General features: G+C 72.0%; 13 protein-coding genes. 8 read left to right on the forward strand and 5 right to left on the reverse strand.

All coding sequences use genetic code 11. The features are described from left to right. Positions 1-2 precede the first annotated feature (2 nt). Genes ACFYWX_RS33775 through ACFYWX_RS33790 form a run of 4 tightly spaced genes read left to right on the forward strand, consistent with a single transcriptional unit; the run spans position 3 to position 4,242 of the window. On the forward strand, positions 3-416 hold the full coding sequence (locus ACFYWX_RS33775; RefSeq protein ID WP_103553588.1) for a GPW/gp25 family protein: 414 nt from the start codon (positions 3-5) through the stop codon (positions 414-416). Further along, positions 413-2,359 carry a putative baseplate assembly protein gene (locus tag ACFYWX_RS33780; RefSeq protein ID WP_389428640.1) on the forward strand — a complete coding sequence of 649 codons (1,947 nt, stop codon included), beginning with the start codon at positions 413-415 and terminating at the stop codon, positions 2,357-2,359. Before ACFYWX_RS33775 ends, ACFYWX_RS33780 begins: the two co-directional genes overlap by 4 nt. Next, a complete protein-coding gene (locus tag ACFYWX_RS33785; protein WP_389428641.1) occupies positions 2,360-2,917 on the forward strand; it encodes a phage tail protein in 558 nt (185 codons plus the stop codon). Then, positions 2,914-4,242, forward strand: coding sequence for an NADase-type glycan-binding domain-containing protein (locus ACFYWX_RS33790; RefSeq protein WP_389428642.1), 1,329 nt, complete (start codon positions 2,914-2,916; stop codon positions 4,240-4,242). Before ACFYWX_RS33785 ends, ACFYWX_RS33790 begins: the two co-directional genes overlap by 4 nt. 105 nt (positions 4,243-4,347) lie before the next feature. On the opposite strand, the gene ACFYWX_RS33795 is transcribed toward ACFYWX_RS33790, so the two are convergent. Next, a complete protein-coding gene (locus ACFYWX_RS33795; RefSeq protein WP_389428643.1) occupies positions 4,348-7,005 on the reverse strand; it encodes a BTAD domain-containing putative transcriptional regulator in 2,658 nt (885 codons plus the stop codon). A gap of 473 nt (positions 7,006-7,478) precedes the next feature. Between ACFYWX_RS33795 and ACFYWX_RS33800 the strand changes: the two genes are divergently transcribed. The 4 genes from ACFYWX_RS33800 (at position 7,479) to ACFYWX_RS33815 (ending at position 11,170) form a co-directional block, all read left to right on the forward strand. Next, on the forward strand, positions 7,479-7,559 hold the full coding sequence (locus ACFYWX_RS33800) for a putative leader peptide (protein ID WP_389428712.1): 81 nt from the start codon (positions 7,479-7,481) through the stop codon (positions 7,557-7,559). 391 nt (positions 7,560-7,950) lie between these two features. Continuing rightward, positions 7,951-9,315 (forward strand): MFS transporter, encoded by a 1,365-nt coding sequence (locus ACFYWX_RS33805; protein ID WP_389428644.1) that lies wholly within the window; start codon positions 7,951-7,953, stop codon positions 9,313-9,315. A 74-nt stretch (positions 9,316-9,389) separates the two neighbouring features. Then, complete coding sequence (locus tag ACFYWX_RS33810) at positions 9,390-10,454, forward strand: LLM class flavin-dependent oxidoreductase (protein WP_389428645.1); 1,065 nt, start codon at positions 9,390-9,392, stop codon at positions 10,452-10,454. Between the two features lie 104 nt (positions 10,455-10,558). Beyond that, positions 10,559-11,170 (forward strand): TetR/AcrR family transcriptional regulator, encoded by a 612-nt coding sequence (locus tag ACFYWX_RS33815; RefSeq protein ID WP_389428646.1) that lies wholly within the window; start codon positions 10,559-10,561, stop codon positions 11,168-11,170. A gap of 39 nt (positions 11,171-11,209) precedes the next feature. Here ACFYWX_RS33815 and ACFYWX_RS33820 read toward each other — a convergent pair whose 3' ends face one another. The 4 genes from ACFYWX_RS33820 to ACFYWX_RS33835 all read right to left on the reverse strand — a co-directional run bounded on the left by ACFYWX_RS33820 (position 11,210) and on the right by ACFYWX_RS33835 (position 16,663). Further along, positions 11,210-12,871 carry a carboxylesterase/lipase family protein gene (locus ACFYWX_RS33820; protein WP_389428647.1) on the reverse strand — a complete coding sequence of 554 codons (1,662 nt, stop codon included), beginning with the start codon at positions 12,869-12,871 and terminating at the stop codon, positions 11,210-11,212. Between the two features lie 32 nt (positions 12,872-12,903). Further along, the gene (locus ACFYWX_RS33825) at positions 12,904-14,148 is read right to left on the reverse strand and encodes a choice-of-anchor Q domain-containing protein (RefSeq protein WP_389428648.1); all 1,245 of its coding nucleotides are present in this window, start codon (positions 14,146-14,148) and stop codon (positions 12,904-12,906) included. Between the two features lie 808 nt (positions 14,149-14,956). After that, positions 14,957-15,778 carry a hypothetical protein gene (locus tag ACFYWX_RS33830; RefSeq protein ID WP_389428649.1) on the reverse strand — a complete coding sequence of 274 codons (822 nt, stop codon included), beginning with the start codon at positions 15,776-15,778 and terminating at the stop codon, positions 14,957-14,959. A gap of 3 nt (positions 15,779-15,781) precedes the next feature. Then, positions 15,782-16,663: an alpha/beta fold hydrolase gene (locus ACFYWX_RS33835; protein WP_389428650.1), complete on the reverse strand. Its 882-nt coding sequence runs from the start codon at positions 16,661-16,663 to the stop codon at positions 15,782-15,784. Positions 16,664-16,715 lie beyond the last annotated feature (52 nt).

Here is a 16,715-nt window from a genome sequence, read left to right on the forward strand (position 1 = left end):
TGATGGGACAGCAGTTCGTCGGCGCGGGCTGGGCGTTCCCGCCGCGAACCGACGCCACCGGGAGCATCGCCCTGGTGCGCGGCGAGCGGGAGATCGAGGAATCGATCCGGCTCGTGCTCGCCACCTCCCCGGGGGAGCGCCCCATGCGGCCGGAGTTCGGCTGCGCCATCCACGACTACGTGTTCGCCCCCGCCGACGCCGGCACCGCGGGCCAGGTCGCCTATGAGATCCGGCTCGCCCTGGACCGCTGGGAGCCGCGGATCGAGGTCGTGGGCATCGACGTCCGGTTCGACGCGGTGGAGGACGGCGTGCTGTACATCGACATCAGCTACACCGTGCGGGGCACGAACGACCCCCGCAACCTCGTGTTCCCGTTCTATGTGATCCCCGCGCACGAGGAAGGAACGGGTCCGTGACGCTGCCCAGCCCCAATCTCGACAACCGGAGGTTCCAGGGACTCGTCGACGACGCCAAGAGATTCGTCCAGCAGCGTTGCCCCGAGTGGACCGACCACAACGTCTCCGATCCGGGCGTGACCCTGATCGAGGCGTTCGCCACGATGGTCGACCAGCTCCTCTATCGCCTCAACCGCGTGCCGGAGAAGAACTACCTGGCCTTCCTCGACCTGATCGGCGTCCGGCTTCACCCGCCCACCGCCGCCCGCACGGACCTCACGTTCTGGCTGTCCGCGCCGCAGCCCGAGACCGTCCGGGTCAGGGCCGGCACCGAGGTCGCCACCGTGCGCACCGAGACCGACGAGGCGGTGGTGTTCACCACCGTCCGCGATCTGCCGATCGTGCCGTGCGGGCTGACCTGGCTGGCGACCTGCCCCGCCGGAGGCGGGGCCGCCGACCGTACGCAGGAACTCGCCCTCGGCCGCGACGTGGCCTGCTTCGACACGGAGCCCGCCCCGGGCGATGCCCTGTACGTCGGCCTGACCAACCCCGTCCCGGCCGGGGTCGTCGTGCTGCGTCTGGACTGCCGGGTGGACGGCGTCGGCGTCGACCCACGGCGCCCGCCGCTGCGCTGGGAGGCGTGGGACGGCACGGCCTGGGCGCGCTGCGACGTCGAGGAGGACACCACCGGCGGCTTCAACCGCCCCGGCCAGGTGGTTCTGCACCTGCCGGGCGGCCACGCGGAATCCACGATCGCGCGCCAATCCGCAGGGTGGGTGCGCTGCCGGCTGGTCTCCGCCGAGCCGAACCAGCCCACCTATCTGCAGTCGCCGACCATCCGTGAGGCCGAGGCCTTCACCATCGGCGCGACGGCCGAGGCCGTGCACGCCGAAACGGTGACGGACGAGGTCCTGGGGCTGTCCGAGGGCGTGCCCGGCCAGTCCTTCCACGTCGCCCGGCCCCCCGTCGTCCCGGGCGACGAGCCGTTCGTCGTAGAGGTGGCGGACGGCTCGGACTGGTCGCAGTGGCACCGCGTCGACGACTTCGCCCACTCGGGACCCGCCGACCGGCACCTGACGCTGGACCCGAACTCCGGCCGGATCGACTTCGGACCGGCCGTTCGCGAGCCGGACGGGACGATCCGCTACTACGGCGCCGTGCCGGCCAAGGGCGCCCCGGTGCGGATCCGCGCCTACCGGACCGGAGGCGGCAGCCCGGGCAACGTCGCCAAGGGGACGCTGCGGGTGCTGCGCACCTCGCTGCCGTTCGTCGCGCGGGCCGAGAACCGGCGGGCCGCCCTCGGCGGGGTCGACGGGGAGAGCGTGGAGAGCGCCAAGGTCCGCGGCCCCATGACGCTGAGCACGCTGTACCGGGCGGTCGTCCCGCGCGACTACGAGGTGCTGGCGCGGGAGGTCGCCCCGGACGCGGCGCGGGTCGCCTGCGTACCCGCGGGGGAAGGCGAGGAGGGCGGCGTGCGGCTGCTTCTGGTGCCGGCCGTGCGGAGCGACGAACAGGGGCGGCTGCGCTTCGACGACCTGGTGCCGCCCCGGGAGACGCTGCGGGGCCTCGCCGACTACCTGGACCAGCGCCGTCCCATCGGCACCCGGCTGGTGGTCGAGCCGCCCTACTACCAGGGTGTCACCGTCGTGGCGTCCGTCCTGGCGGCCCGCGGTGCGGCTGCCGACCCGGTCCGCACCGCGGCCCTGGCCGCCCTGTACGGGTATTTCAACCCGATCACCGGAGGCCCGGGCGGGCAGGGATGGCCGTTCGGGCGGCCGGTCCACGCCGGAGAGGTGTACGCCGTCCTCCAACGGGTGCCGGGCGTCGACCTCGTCGAGGACGTCAGGCTCTTCCCGGCCGACCCGCTGACCGGTCAGCGCGCCGAGCCGGTCACCCGGATCGTGCTCGACCCGCACGCCCTCGTCTTTTCCTACGAGCACCAACTTCGAATGCGGGAGGCCTGAATGCGCGGAACAGTCGAGGGGCTGCCCACGCCTCATCCACTCATCTACCAGCTCCCCGCCGTGTACCTGGGAGAGGACTTCATCCAGCGGTTCCTCGGGGCGTTGGACGACGTACTGGCGCCGGTGCTGCTGACCATCGACAACCTCCCCGCCCACCTCGACCCGCGAACCGCTCCGGAGGACTTTCTGGCGTGGATGGGCGAGTGGGTGGCCACCGGCCCGGCTGCCGGTCAGCCGGCCGAACAGCGCCGGGCCGCAGTCCTCGGGGCGGTGGAACGGCACCGCAGACGCGGTACGAGAGGCGGACTTGCCGAAGCCGTACGGCTGGAGTTCGGCACGGAGGCGGAGATCGAGGAGACGGGCGGAACGTCGTGGTCCGAGAAGGCACACAGTCCCCTTCCCGGGCCGGCCGCTGCTCCGCCCCGGGTCACCGTACGGGTGCGGGTGGCCGACCCGGACGCGGCAGGCGCGGAGCGGCTCCGGCAGCTGGTGGCCGGTGAGGTGCCGGCGCACGTCGTGTACGACACGGAACTGCTGCCCCTCGCGGAGGCGTCATGAGCAGCCCCGGCGGGCCGGCCTGCCCGGACTGCGGCCACCACAACGCGCCGGACGCGGCGTTCTGCGCGTCCTGCAACGCCTTCCTGGAGTGGGAGCACAACGGCGCCGGCTCCGCGAACGCCGGCCAGGGCACGGGAACGGCGCCCCGCGCAGCCGTCGCGGGGCCCGCCGTCTCCGGCCCGGCGGTGCCGGGTTCTGTGGCGCCGGGCCCTGTGACACCGGACGCGTCCGGTTCCGGGCCGTCCGTCCAGGGAGCCGCGGCCGCCGGTCCCGCGCCGGAGCCGGCGGCCACCCGGACCGCTCCCGTCCTGCCCCGGCCGCAGACTTCGGCACCCGCTCCGACGCGGCGCCAGGCACAGCCGCCCGGTGCCACGCCGGAGCAGGCTGTCCCGAATCCGGCGGGCCCGTCCGTCCCCGCCGCGCCGGCCGGACCGGTCCGGCCCCGGACGCCGACGGAACCCGGGGCCTCCGGCACCGTGCGGCGGCCCGGTGAGCGGTCGGCTGACCCGGACGACCTGCCCGCGTCGCCGGGCACGCAGGACACCACCGCGACCGTGCCCCGCCCCCGGACCCCGGTCCACGACCTGCTCTGTCCGGCATGCGCACAGGCCAACCCCCGTACCCGCACCCTGTGTTCTCGCTGCGGCGCCGTTCTCACCGCGCCCGTGGTGGAAGAGGAGCGGCTCTCGTGGTGGGCGCGACTGCGGCGGCGGATGCGCCGCCGCCCGCCGCGCCGGCTCGCGGCCGGGCAGCGTCCTGCGGCCCGGGCATGGCGACGGCCGAGCCTCGCGATCCCGATCACGCTGGTCCTCCTGCTCGGCGGTGGATACCTCGCCCGCCCCCACCTGAGCAGTCTCATCGACAACCTCCGAAACCGGACGGCCAAACCCACCCCCGTCAACCCGAAGTTCGCGGAGGCGTCCAACCACCTCAAGGACCATGGGCCGAACTTGGCCTTCGACGGGGCGAACAACACCTACTGGGCGCCGGCGCGGGCCGGCGCGGGTACGGGTGAGGATCTGGAGGCGCGCTTCGAACAGCCCGTCACGCTCAAGACACTCATCATCCAAACCGGGGTCTCGGTCAACAAGGACGAGTTCCTCAAGCAGGCCAGGCCGTCCGTCCTCGATGTCGAGCTGGGCGGACCGGGCGGTGAGGTCGAGAAGAAGCGGCTCAAGCTGGAGGACAAGCCGGGGCCGCAGACGCTGGACCTCGAAGGGAAGAACGTCAGCTCGGTGCGATTCATCGTCCGGTCCAGTTACGGAGTCGAGGGGAAGGACCGGCACACCGCGATCGTGGAGGTCGAGTTCTTCGGTCTGCGATGACGTCCGCTCGGGACGCGCGCCAGGGTGCCTCCCCCGTGGTGGCGTCCAGCCCGCGACGCGCCCCGGAGCAGGGGTTTCGGCGGACGCGCGCCCCGGCGCCCGCCGCTACATCGGATGGGACAGCCCGCCGGACGGCGGGATCCCCAGGGAGGCCAGCATCGCCGAGTAGCCGCTCCGGGCCCGCGCACTGTCGGCCGCGAGCCCCGCGGCGTCGCACGCCCGGATCAGGACCCGCCACGCGGCGTCGCGGTGCCCGTCGACCTCGAGGCAGCGTTCGGCCGCCTCCACCGCCTCCACGGGCCGGCTCTGGGCGAGACGTATCTCGGCCAGAGCCACGGCCGAGTTGGCCGCTTCCCGGCGCAGCCGTTCCCGGTCGGCGGCCACCCACTCGGCCTGCCCGTCCTCGGGCAGCAGCTCACCCGCGTAGTGGTCCAGAGCGATACGGAACGCGTCCGCCGCCTCCTCCAGCCGCTTCTGCGCCCGGGCTCGTCGGCCGTCGCGCACCGCACGCTCGAACGCCGCGACGTCGCTCACATCACCGGGCGCCAGCACCAGCCGGTAGGAATCTCCCTGCCGCGCGATGAGCCGTGAACCGCCCCTGGGACGTTCCGGTTCCAGGAAGGAACGCAGACTGGAGACCGTCACCTGAAGGTTGTGCAGCGTGGACGGTGTCGTCACTCCGTCCCAGAACGCGAGCACCAAATGGTCACGGTGGACCGCCTGGCCTGCGCGTACCGCGAGGAGCCGCAGCACCGCCTGTGCCCTGGGGCGCAGCTTCGCCCAGTCGTGCTCGCGCCCGGCCAGGGTGAACTCGAAGCCACCGAGGCAACGCACCGTCAGGCCCGGCACCGACCCTGCTCCGAGGACGCGTCCGGAGGCGGTGGTGTGGTGCCCGCCGGCTTTGGTCCTGCCCGTTGCCGCTCCGCCGTCCCCGACCGGGCCGAGGGGGGCCGCAAGCGCGGTGAGCCAGGAGCGCAGCCCGGCCACCGGCAGCCCCGCGGACCGGGCCGTCGACCAGGCGGCCTCCTGCAAGTCGTCCCGGTTCGCCGCATCAGGTGCCGCCAGAGCCATCGCGCCCATGGCCAGCGCACGTGCGCCCGGTACACCCGCCGACCGGGCGAACGCTTCCGCCTGGGCGGCGCGCTGCCCCGCGTCCGGCAGGTCGTGCGCGGCCTCCACGACGGCGAGGGCGGCCCGGCCCCACGCCTCCAGCGTGCCCCAGCCCAGCGCCCGGAACCGCCGCACGACCTCCTCCAGCTCGCCGATGCCGGGGCGTCCCGTCCGCACCGAGCGCAGGCACACGGCCAATGCGGCGAGCGCGGCCCCTTCGGCGTCGCCGAGCCGGGTGCACTCATCCAGCACGACGACCGGCTGCCCGGCGTCCTCGGGGTGCGGCCCCAGGCCCAGCAGGCACCGGGCGGCCCGGCTCAGCCACGGCAGGTCCAGCCGTTCGGCGTCGTACGCGATCCGCTGGAGTTCCGGGTAGGGGACCGGCCCGGCCGGGCCCCCGGCCAGCACGGCCAGCGCCACCCGGACCAGTTGCCCGGACAGCGCGACCAGGGCATCGTCCGTTGCCTCCGCCAAAGCCCGGCGCACCATGGTGCCGGACATCCTGTCGCCGGTCAGGGCGGCGGCGATGCCCTGGACGAGCAGGGCGGCGGAGCTGCCGGAACCGCCCTCGGCGACGCGCCCGACGGAGCGGCCGAGGCGCGCGTCCGGGGTGCCTGCGACGACGGCGCGCAGCGGGTCGGGCCAGTCGGCGGACCCGAGGTGGCGGCGCACCGCCGAAGGCGGCGGGTCCTGATGATCGCCTCCGACGGCGCAGGCAGCGGCCCGGCCGCGCAGCCGCGTCAGTTCGACGTCGGTCAGCGTGCCGGTGAGCCGCGCGCGCAGACACTCGCGGAGCAGAGGCTCGGCGACGTACGTCCGTCCGTCCGGGTCGGCGCGCAGGACCCCGTGCTCGTGGGCCAGGGACCACAGCATCTCTGCGCTGTCGGCCCGGCCGGTCAGCGCTTGGCAGGCGTCGGCAGTGAGCCGGCTCAGCAGGCAGGTCTCCGTCACGAACCGTCTGAGACGGTCGGGGAGCGGGGCGAGTACCTCCCTCTCCAGGTACTCGCGGCCGAACATCCCGTCGGCCAGGATCCGCTCCTGACCCGTGTCGGGGCGGGCCGCCACGGCTCTGGCGAACAGCCTCAGCGTCGCGGCCCTGCCGCCGGTGGCCCGGACCAGGGGCAGCGCGATTCCGGGGCGCAGCGCAGTGTCGTACAGATGCGGGAACAGGTGCTCGACCTCCCAGGAACGGAAACGCAGCGCGTCGGCGTTCACCACTGCCGCACTCGACGCCTCCAGCGCGGCCACCGACAACCCGGCGGCGGGGCGCGTCCCGATCAGCACCCGTGGGTGTGGCGGTGCCAGCTGGCCGAGCCGGACCACAAGCGCCCGCGCGGCCGCTGAAAGCAGGTGCATGTCATCAATAACGACCAGTCGGCCGACGGCTCCGCCGTCCCTGGCATCTCGGCGCCGCGACACCTGCTGGGCCGCGCCGGGCGGATCGGCGGAGCCCGCCAGCGCGTCTGCCGGGTACCCGAGCGTGGTCAGCAACTCCCGCTGGTCTGCGTCGGGCCGGGCCTGATACCACGTCACCGGGCCCGGATGCGCTCTGGCCGCCTGCGCCAACAGCGCGGTCTTGCCGAAGCCGGGCGGGGCGACCACCAAGCCCAACGAGCAGTGGGTGAACTGCTCGGTCAGACGGCCCCGGGACATGGCCTCAGAGGCCGGTATCCGGAATGCGGTCCACTGCTGAGCCGGTAAAAGACTCGTCATATGCCTCATCTCCGCAGTTCCCGGACTCTCTGACATGGGTGCCCCATTTCGACTGTTTCTTCTTTTGTGACGTTTTTTAGTACTGAAAAGCCTGGCAGATTATGGGGTATGGAGGTTCCATGGTCGTGGGGTGTCATTTTCGTGCTTTTCCCTCATCCGGCGCGACCGGAAACGGCCGATGACAAAGAGAGTGCCGTTTTTCGGGACCCGAGGGACGATCGACTCGACACCGCCGCGGACGGCCGCTCGCCTTCCGTCGGGGCGTCGGCCCGGGCGCCGTCGGGCACGCGGCTCCGTACGGGTCAACGAGCAATGCAGGAATCATCCTTGACGCCTCGTCATGTGTTCGCCGAGTTGGCACTGGGTCGGGTCGTACTTGAGCTTGGCGGGGCAGCTCACGCACAATGCCAGGCATGACCGCTGCTGCCGACATCCTCGTGGGACGACTGCACGTCGATCTGTGCCGCCAGTCCAGCGCGAACTGTCGCGGCTGACGGCCAAGAGCCCATGAGCCCCCTGACGGCGTAGGGCCACCGGGTCGTCAGCCTGCGCGCGTCCGCATCCCCCACGGCATCACGCGGACCGGTCAAGGCTGCGGCCACCCCTTTCACGCGCCCTTGCGTGCCGCGACGCGTCCATGGACGTGCGCCACCGCGTCGGCATGCCCGCACGCCGTCTTCCGCACCCCACTCGGAGCCACATGTCTGTGCATGCCCTTCCCTTGTTCCTGCCCACCATCGGTGACCGCCCGGTCCCGGCCGGCTCCCTCGGCCGGATGGCCGGACCGGGCGGTGGTTTGCGATGAGCGCCGCGCCCGTACCGTCGCAGACGTCGCGAGCCCAGAAGGCGGAACAGGATGCTCCGTCTCCTGCCCGGCTGAGGACCGTGGTGCTCGCCAGTCTGCTCGGCACCACCGTGGAGTGGTACGACTTCTTCCTCTACAGCACGGCCGCCGGGCTTGTCTTCGACAAGCTGTTCTTCCCCACGTCCAACGGCACGGTCGGCACGATGCTGTCCTTCGCGACGTTCGCCGTGGGCTTCCTCGCCCGCCCCGTGGGCGGTCTGCTCTTCGGGCACATCGGAGACCGGATCGGCCGTAAGCACACCCTGGCCTTCACCATGGGGCTGATGGGCGTCTCCACCGCCCTGATCGGTCTGCTGCCCACGTATCAGCAGGTCGGCATCCTCGCCCCTGCGCTGCTTCTGGTCCTGCGTGTCGCGCAGGGCGTGGCGCTGGGCGGGGAGTGGGCCGGGGCGGTGCTGCTGGCCGTGGAGTACGGTCCCGCCGGCCGCAAGGGCCGGTTCGGCAGCTGCCCGCAGATCGGGCTGGCCCTCGGACTGGCGCTGGGGACCGGTGTGTTCGCGCTGCTGAGCGACGCGCTCAGCGAGGAGGCGTTCCTCGCCTACGGGTGGCGGATCGCCTTCCTCGTCAGCCTGGCGCTCGTGGTGGTCGGACTGACCGTACGGCTGAAGATCGACGAGACGCCGGCCTTCCGTGCCGTACGCCGCCTTCAGGAACTGCCGCGTTCCGCGCCGCTGGTGGAGCTGGTGCGTGCGCCACAAGCGCGCCGGCACGTTCTGCTCGGGATGCTCGCCCGGTGGGGCGAGGGGGCCGCCTTCAACACCTGGGCCGTCTTCGCCATCACCTACGCGACCGGAACGCTGCAGCTGGACCGTACGCACGTGCTGCTCGCGGTCACGGCCGCGGCACTGGTGATGGCTGTGCTGATACCGGTGTCCGGGGCGGCGGTCGACCGCCGCGGGGCCCGCAGGGTCTACGTCACCGGCATGGCCGCGTTCTCCGTCTCGGTCTTCCCGGCGTTCTGGCTCTTCGGCACCGGCGGGACCTGGGCCTTCGCGGCGGCGCTGATCGTGACACTCGGGGTCGTGCACGCCTGGTTCTACGGGGCCCAGGGCACCCTGTTCGCCGCCCTCTTCGCCACACCGGTCCGGTACACGGGCATGTCCTTCGTCTACCAGGTGTCCGGCATCTTCGCGTCCGGCATCACCCCGCTGATCATGACCGCTCTGCTGGCCCTCGGTTCGGGCAGCCCGTGGTGGTCCTGCGGCTACCTCGCGTTGGCCGGGCTGGTCAGTGTGTGGGCGACCGGCCGGCTGCGGGACGGGGATCTGCATGTGCCGACCGGACGGGAGTCCCTGACGAAGGGCGACGTGCCCTCGGCCCGCGACGCCGGTCACACCCCGCCCTCGCTCACCGGCTCCGCGCTTCGCAGGCGTTCGTCGAGCTGACACCGGGCCCCCGACCTCCTTCCCTCAGGCCCGGACCCGCCGTCCGGTGCCGGTCACCCCTGATCGGAGACAAGATGAGTTCCGAATTCCTCTGGTACATCCCCAACACCGTCGAGCCGGGCCACCGCGGAGACGACACGACGACCGGCTGGGGCTCCATCGAGTTCTCCACCGACCTCGCCCGCACGGCGGAGGAACACGGCTGGGGCGGTGCACTTGTCGGAACCGGGTGGGGCCGGCCGGACACCTTCACCGTCGCCACCGCGCTGGCCGCCCGGACCACCACCTTCAAACCCCTGACAGCCATCCGCCCCGGCTACTGGCAGCCCGCGCACTTCGCCACCGCTGCGGCGACACTCGACCAGCTCAGCCGGGGCCGGGTCCTGATCAACATCGTCAGCGGACTGGACAACCCGGCCGCGTACGGCGACACCCACAGCGACCCGGCGCAACGGTACGAGCGCACCCGGGAGTTCCTGCATCTCGTACGACGGCTGTGGACCGAGGAGGACGTCACGTTCGCCGGCGAGCACTTCCACGTCGAGCGATCCACGGTGACGCCAAGGCCGTACGCGACCGACGCGAGGGCGCATCCGACGCTCTACTTCGGCGGCGCCTCCGAGGCCGCCGAACGGGTGTCGGCGGCGGAGGCGGACGTGCAGCTCTTCTGGGGCGAGCCCCTGGACGGGATCGCCGAACGCATCGACCGGCTCAAGGCGTTGAGCGAGCAGGTGGGCCGTCGGCACAAGCCCCTCGAGTTCGGGCTGCGGATCACCACGCTGGTGCGTGACACCACCGAGGAGGCATGGCAGGCGGCCGAGGAGAAGATCGCGACGATGGCGGCGTCCGGGGCGCACGAGCTGACGTGGACGGGCAACCGCACGACCGCCGTCGGACAGCGGAGGCTCCTCGACCTCGCCGCGCGGGGCGAGGTGCTCGACACCTGCCTGTACACGACGCCCGGCAGGTTCGGGGGTGGCGGAGCGGGGACCACGTGGCTGGTCGGCTCCGCCGCCGACGTCGCCACGGCCCTGGACCACTACCGCAAGCTCGGCGTCACTCACTTCGTGCTCTCCGACACGCCCTACAAGCAGGAGACCATCCGCGTGGGCAGCCAGCTCCTGCCCAGGCTGCGTTGAGCCGAGAAGCGGCGTGGGGCTGAGCGGACACCGGCTTCTCGCTCTTAGGGGTCCTTGCACCATGCCCGCCGCTCATAGTGCAAGGACCCCTTAGAGTCGGCTGTATGACGGAGGCACCGGCCCAGGCCCGCGGCGCACGGTCCCGTGACGCGATTATCGACACGGCCGGCGAACTGATGTCGCGGTACGGCTATGCCGCCACGTCCATTTCCATGATCTCCGCCGAGTGCGGTCTGCCGCCCAGCTCCATCTACTGGCACTTCGGCAGCAAGGACGGGATCTACGTCGCGGTGCTGGAGCGCGCCAGGACCGCGCTGCTGGCAGCCCTGCCCTCGACCGAGGTGCCGGGCGCCGACGTCACGCAGCGCCTGGACGCCTTCCTGGCGGAGGTCGAGGACGCCTTGCGGCGCCACCCGCACGGTCTGAAACTGCTTCTGGGGCTGGGCATGGTGCAGCAGGACGCCAGCACGGCGGCCGTGGCCGAGGTGCACCACTACCGGGACGCGCTGGTGGCCTGGGCTCAGGATGCGCTGAGCGCCGTCTTCGGGCTGAAGGACCGCCCGGAGGTTGCGGATGAACTGGCGCGCTTCACACTCAGAATGGCGAGCGGCACCGCCGTCGCCCGCTGGTTCGAACCGGGCGTCGCCCTGGAGACGGGGCCGTTGCACGTCGCCTTGCTGGCGCTCGCGGCTCACCACGACGTTCTGGGGCACTGAGCCCCAGGCGAGCTCGTTGCGGCCGCGGGCGCGTCGGCGTCATCGCACCGTTCCCCGGGACGTGGGGGACGGTAGCCAGAACGGACAGTGGTGGTCGGTCGCGAAGCCGGTGGTGGATGTGATGCGGTCCGGCGCCAGCACCTGGATGCGGTCTCCTTCGGCGGTGTAGCGAGGCCAGGCGGGGGCGCGGGAGCCGTTGGGGTCGCCGGTGGCCGCGAACCGTGCCCAGTAGCCGGTCATCGTGGCGGACAGCCGCCGCTGGGCGGGCGTCAGGCGCAGGGAGTTCATGGGAAAGAGATAGGCCAGTTCGGAGGCGTGGAACGCGCCCTGCGGCGTGTGCGGTGCCGGGATGAACGGAGGTGCCTGCGGGTCGTGGAACTCGTAGGCGTAGACGGGTGCCCGGGTACCGTACAGCCGGCTGTCGGCCCGTGCCGGGCAGGCGAACCGCTGGTCGGTGTTGACTGCGGAATAGGCCAGGTTCGGGGATGGATACGCCGAGGCCGGATACGTGTCCAGGACTGCCGCTGCGCGGCCGCCGTGCTGGAGCCCGATCAGTGCGGCGTACGAGGCGGTGGTCAGGGGGCCGCCGCCGAGCAGGTCCACGTACAGTGCGGTGAAGTACCGGTACTCGTCATGGGTGTTGCCGTTCAGTGTCGGGACGGCGTTCACCCGTCCCTCGGCCCATGCCCTGTGCGGAGCACGCGGGAGGATACGCGGCCCGGTGTTCGGGCTCCACAACGAGGGGGTTCCGGTCCCGCTGCCGCGCAGGAGCTCGGTGGTGGTCAGGGCGCGCAGACAGGTCGCCGCGGTCGTCGGGTCCGCGCAGCCGACCGAGGCCGCGAAACCGCTTCCTCTCTGCTCGGCCGCGCCGAGCGTGAGCGGTGGCAGACCGCCGTCCGAGGCGCAGCTCCCGCTCTGTTGAATCGCCCGCTGGAACAGGCCGTCGGCGGTCGGGGAGGCAATGTGGGCGCAGGTGTCCACCGATCCGGCGGACTGGCCGCCGAGGGTCACTCGGCTGCGGTCGCCACCGAAGGCGCCGATGTTGTGCGCAACCCAGCGCAGCGCGGCCTGCTGATCCATCAAACCGTAGTCGCCGGAGGCGTGGTCCCCGCTCTCCGACGACAGGGCGGGGTGGGCGAGGAACCCCAGCGCTCCCAGGCGGTAGTTGACGGTCACCACGACCACGCCGCGCGCGGTCAGCGCCGAGCCGTCGTAGTCGCTGCCGGCACCGTAGGAGTGGCCGCCGCCATGCAGCCAGACCAGCACGGGCAGGGGCCGGCCGCCGGTGCGGGCGGGTGTCCACACATTGAGGTACAGGCAGTCCTCCGTCGTGCTGCCGGTGCGATTGGACTCGCCGGGCAGGACGGGGCTGCCGTCGGGGAGCAGCGTGAGCGGCAGTTGGGGGCAGGGGTCGGCCGGTACGGTGGCGTCCCGCACGCCGGGCCATCGCTCGGCGGGCCGTGGGGGACGCCAGCGCAGTGTGCCCGTCGGCGGGGCGGCGAAGGGGACGCCCTGGAAGACCCGGCCACCGTCGCGGTGGGCCGCGCCGCGCACCCAGCCGCGGTCGGTGCGCACGACCAGGGGGTCGCGGGCGGCGTCCGCCCGGGCCGTGGGCGCGGGAACGGCGAGGGAGGACAGCAGCAGGACCAGAACCGCGATCGTGGCGCGGGCCAGGGTGTTGCGCAGGCTCGGCGATCTCATCGCATCTCCTGATGCCGGGGCGAGCGGTGTGCTCATGGCGTGTGCTCGTAGGCGCCGATGTCGCAGGCTGAGCCCTGGGGGCGGGTGACACCGCGCTGATCGGTGGGCGGGCAGTCGGCCGCTGCGTCCAGGGCGGGGCTTCCCGGCAGCAGCGCGGCGGTGTCCGTGGGGCCGCCGTTGTCGGCGAGGGGGCCGATCAGCGGCGTACGGCTGGGCAGGTCGCCCACGGCGGTGAGTCGGCAACTTCCGTCACTGTCGATGTTGTGGCCCTCCGACGCGATGGCGGCGAAGGCCTTCTTGCAGTTGGCGGCCTTGCCGTCGACGGTGTTGCCGGCGACGACGGAGTTGCGCAACGTCAGTCGCCCCAGCGGTAGATCGACGACGTCGGGGATCGGGGAGGGCAGGCTGTCGAGGTAGGCGGGGGCGATGTTGATGCCGCCTCCGCCGTCACTCGAACTGTTGCCGGAAATGGTCGAGTTGAGGATCGCGACTAGTCCGAGGCCGCGGATGTCGATCCCGCCGCCGTAGCCGGCGAGGCTGCCGGGACGGTCGCCTGGGTTCGTCACGCGGTTGTCGGCGACCGTCGAGTTGGTCACCGTGCCGCTGTCGTCGAATCTGATGCCCCCGGCCTCTCCCGCGACGTTCCCGCTGACGGTGCTGTCGATCAGATCCAGGTGTGAGCCGGGGATGTTGAAGATGGCACCGCCGTAGCCCGCGGAGTTCCCGGTCACGGCGACACGCCGCAGCGTCATGCGGTGTCCGTTGGCGATTCCGCCGCCACCGGTGTCGGTGATGGGCAGTTCGCGCTCCTTGGCCAGTCCTCCAGTGATCGTCAGATCGTACAGCTCAGTGTCCGCTTGCATGCGGAAGGCGCGGTCCAGGCGGTTGGCGTCGATGACGGTGGTCCGGGCGCCGGAGCCGCGGATCGTGGTGGGCGCGTCGATGTTCAGGTCACCCGTGGTCGGGTCGGGGTGGTCTCCGATGATCAGGCGGGGATCGGGTGGGACGGTGAGCTGGTAGCGGCCCGGAGGCAGGGTGATGGCGCTGCCCGGGCGGGCGTTGGCGGCCATCACCGCGGCGCGCAGGCTGCAGGCGCCCGACGCGGTGCGGCACAGGCCGTCCGACGGCTCGGCATCGACCGCGTCGGACGTGGTGTCGACGGTGAACTCCGTCGGTCCGGGGGCTGCGGGCGCGGCGGCCCGGGCTGTGGGGGTGGCGAGTGCGACTGCCGTGGCGAGGACGACGGCGAGTGCCGCCGGGCTGGTTCGGACGTTCATCAGGATGAGCTCCTCTGGGTGAGGAAGGGGAGAACTCGGCTGATGCAAGGACTTCCTGCTGGTGCAGATGCGGCTCGTGTGAGAAACGCGGGGCGCCTTGGGGTGTGGCGCGCTCGAGCGGCGAGGAGGGCCGGAGCAGGTGGCCGGCGGGATGCGAACGGTGCGTGAACCGTCCGCGCTCTGTAGGGAGCGTTCCATTCGAAGAGTTGCGTGTCTACTGACCGGTAGGGGATTGGCCGGATAGAGAGGGCACCCTGTACGGGGATCCGGTTCCGGTGTCACTGGCGCGGTCCGCCACCTCGATCAGGTGCGGGCGGCCCGCGAAGAAACTCGACCCACGCCTCTTGACCATCCATACCTACTGGTCAGTTTGCTCGCGCCACCCCGAAGGCACCGGTCTTCTCCCCGTGCGGCCACCGCCAACCGGCCCCTCGGCACGCTCCCGCACGCCCATCGGGCGAGTTCCCGCGACCCGGGCAAACAGCGCTGTCTCCCGCCCGGAACGCGCCGTCGAGCGCGAGGGCCTGTCCGGCGGATCATGCCGCAGACGCGGGGCCTGGCACGCCCTCCCCCACTCTTCGCTTCGCTCGAGCGGGAGGTGCCCCCACCGGCGTTGTCGTCGGTTGCCGACTCCCCCACGCTCGACTTCGCTCGCGCGGGGGGACCCCCATCGCGTCGACGCCCTCCTCCGCCTTGCAGCTGGACGCACCAGGCCCCGCTCACCAGCGCCGATGAGGCCCCGTCGCTTTCCTGCGACCTGATCCGCCGGACAGGCCCTGGTCAGCCACTTCGCGGGCCGGGGTCGGCGTCAGCCGAGCTTGAGGAGGCCGGCTTCGAGGACGGCACGGCCGAACGCGCTCGCCAGTTCGCTGAGGCGCTCGCAGTCGGCGTCGCCCAGGGCGGCGTAGGCGGGGAGGGCCAATTGGTCGGTGCGGTCCTCGATGTGCCGGCGCAGGAGTACGCCTTCCGGGCTGAGGGAGTCACCGTCGAGGAGACCTCGCTCGCGTAGGCGCTCCTGGGTGTCGGCCCACTCCTCCTCGGGCCATGCACGGCTCGCCTTGAGGAAGTCGACGGGAACCTCACCGGTGGCGGCGTGCAGAACCAGGGCATCCAACCCCCCGAGGCCCTCGCTCAGCAGGCAGGCGACATGGCCGTCTCCACGGAACTCCCGGAGCAGCGTCTGGGCGTGCCACAGCCGCAGTACCGGCTCCTCCGGCCAAGGCAGTGTGGCGTGCGCGGCGAACAGCGGGCGGCCTTGCGGGTGTTCGCAGGCCGCCTCGGCGGCGCGGTGGGTCAGCGTCACGACCTCGTCCACGTCGGACAGCTGGTGGATTCCCGCCCGTCGCAGGGCTTCGCCCGCCGCGGCGTACCGCGCGTCCAGCACCTGCTGCGGCGTGGTCGCCTCCCAGGTCCCGTCGACCGCCTGCCGAACGAAATCGGGGTTGAAGTTGTAGAAGGTCGAGATGACCAGCTCGGCGGATGCCCGGCCGAACGCGGCGCTGCGGGAGGCGAAATACCCGGCGCGTCCGCTCAGTCCGAGGTCCGCGTACCGTCGCCTCGCCTCGGGGACGAAGTAGATCATGCCGTGCACGGGCTCGAGCCGGCGCCAGGCCGCGCGCGCTGTCTTCATGGGTCACCTCTTCGGGGAGTCGACGAACGGGGTATGCGCTGCGGTTCCGTACTCGCCGTGCGCTCGCAGGTGTTCGAGCAGCAGGCGGCTCAGCGTTTCGGGTGCCTCCTCGGGGACCCAGTGGCTGACACCCTGGAGGGTCTCGAACCGGTACGGCCCATTGACCCACCGCCCGGTTTCCTGTGCCGCGGTCGGGCCGAATGCGCTGTCCTGCGTGCTCCAGACGTACAGCGTGGGGACGTCGATCACGCCGATCGCGGCGTCCGGGCGGCCTGCCCGGTACCAGTTCAGCGCAGCGGTGAGAGCGCCCGGCCGGGACAGGTGCCGTAGGTAGGCCTCGGCGCTGTCGTGCGGCACCTTTCCGGAGTAGAGGTCGCGGAGCTCTTGGGCATCGTGGGCGAGCATGCGCTCCTCGGTCGCGGGTGTTTCACGCCAGTTGATCATGTACTGCGAGCGTTTCCGCTGATCCTGGTCGGTGCGCAGGGTGGTGGCGAGAGCGCCGGGGTGTGGGGTCGAGACAACCGTCAGGGTGCGTACGCGGCCGGGGTGGGCGTGCGCGGTCCACCAGGCCACGGCGCCTCCCCAGTCATGGCCGACCAGGTTGAACGCCGCCCAGCCGAGCTCCTCGGTGATCGCGACCACGTCGTCGACGAGCAGGCCGATGCGATACTCCTCGGCTTGCTGGGGGCGGACGCCGGGGGAGTACCCACGCTGGTCGGGTGCCACCACCCGGTAGCCGTGCGCGGCCAATGCCGCGACCTGCCGTTGCCATGCCAGCCCCGTCTGCGGGAAGCCGTGCAGCAGCAGCACCGGGCGGCCCTCGGGAGGCCCCGCCACGATCGCGTCGAACACGCCCGCAGCGGTGGAGATGCTCAGCTTCGTCACGACCCACCTCTTGTACCGACTGGTCGGTACCTTCCAGTGAGAGGGGTCGGCT

Source organism: Streptomyces sp. NPDC002888, assembly GCF_042888465.1.
Taxonomy (GTDB): Bacteria; Actinomycetota; Actinomycetes; order Streptomycetales; family Streptomycetaceae; genus Streptomyces.

Excerpts from the sequence above, each read along its gene's own strand:
- ACFYWX_RS33775 (WP_103553588.1), top strand. The coding sequence starts at position 3 with ATGGGACAGCAGTTCGTCGGCGCGGGCTGGGCGTTCCCGCCGCGAACC.
- ACFYWX_RS33785 (WP_389428641.1), top strand. The coding sequence starts at position 2,360 with ATGCGCGGAACAGTCGAGGGGCTGCCCACGCCTCATCCACTCATCTAC.
- ACFYWX_RS33790 (WP_389428642.1), top strand. The coding sequence starts at position 2,914 with ATGAGCAGCCCCGGCGGGCCGGCCTGCCCGGACTGCGGCCACCACAAC.
- ACFYWX_RS33795 (WP_389428643.1), bottom strand. The coding sequence starts at position 7,005 with ATGTCCCGGGGCCGTCTGACCGAGCAGTTCACCCACTGCTCGTTGGGC.
- ACFYWX_RS33800 (WP_389428712.1), top strand. The coding sequence starts at position 7,479 with ATGACCGCTGCTGCCGACATCCTCGTGGGACGACTGCACGTCGATCTG.
- ACFYWX_RS33810 (WP_389428645.1), top strand. The coding sequence starts at position 9,390 with ATGAGTTCCGAATTCCTCTGGTACATCCCCAACACCGTCGAGCCGGGC.
- ACFYWX_RS33815 (WP_389428646.1), top strand. The coding sequence starts at position 10,559 with ATGACGGAGGCACCGGCCCAGGCCCGCGGCGCACGGTCCCGTGACGCG.
- ACFYWX_RS33820 (WP_389428647.1), bottom strand. The coding sequence starts at position 12,871 with ATGAGATCGCCGAGCCTGCGCAACACCCTGGCCCGCGCCACGATCGCG.
- ACFYWX_RS33825 (WP_389428648.1), bottom strand. The coding sequence starts at position 14,148 with ATGAACGTCCGAACCAGCCCGGCGGCACTCGCCGTCGTCCTCGCCACG.
- ACFYWX_RS33830 (WP_389428649.1), bottom strand. The coding sequence starts at position 15,778 with ATGAAGACAGCGCGCGCGGCCTGGCGCCGGCTCGAGCCCGTGCACGGC.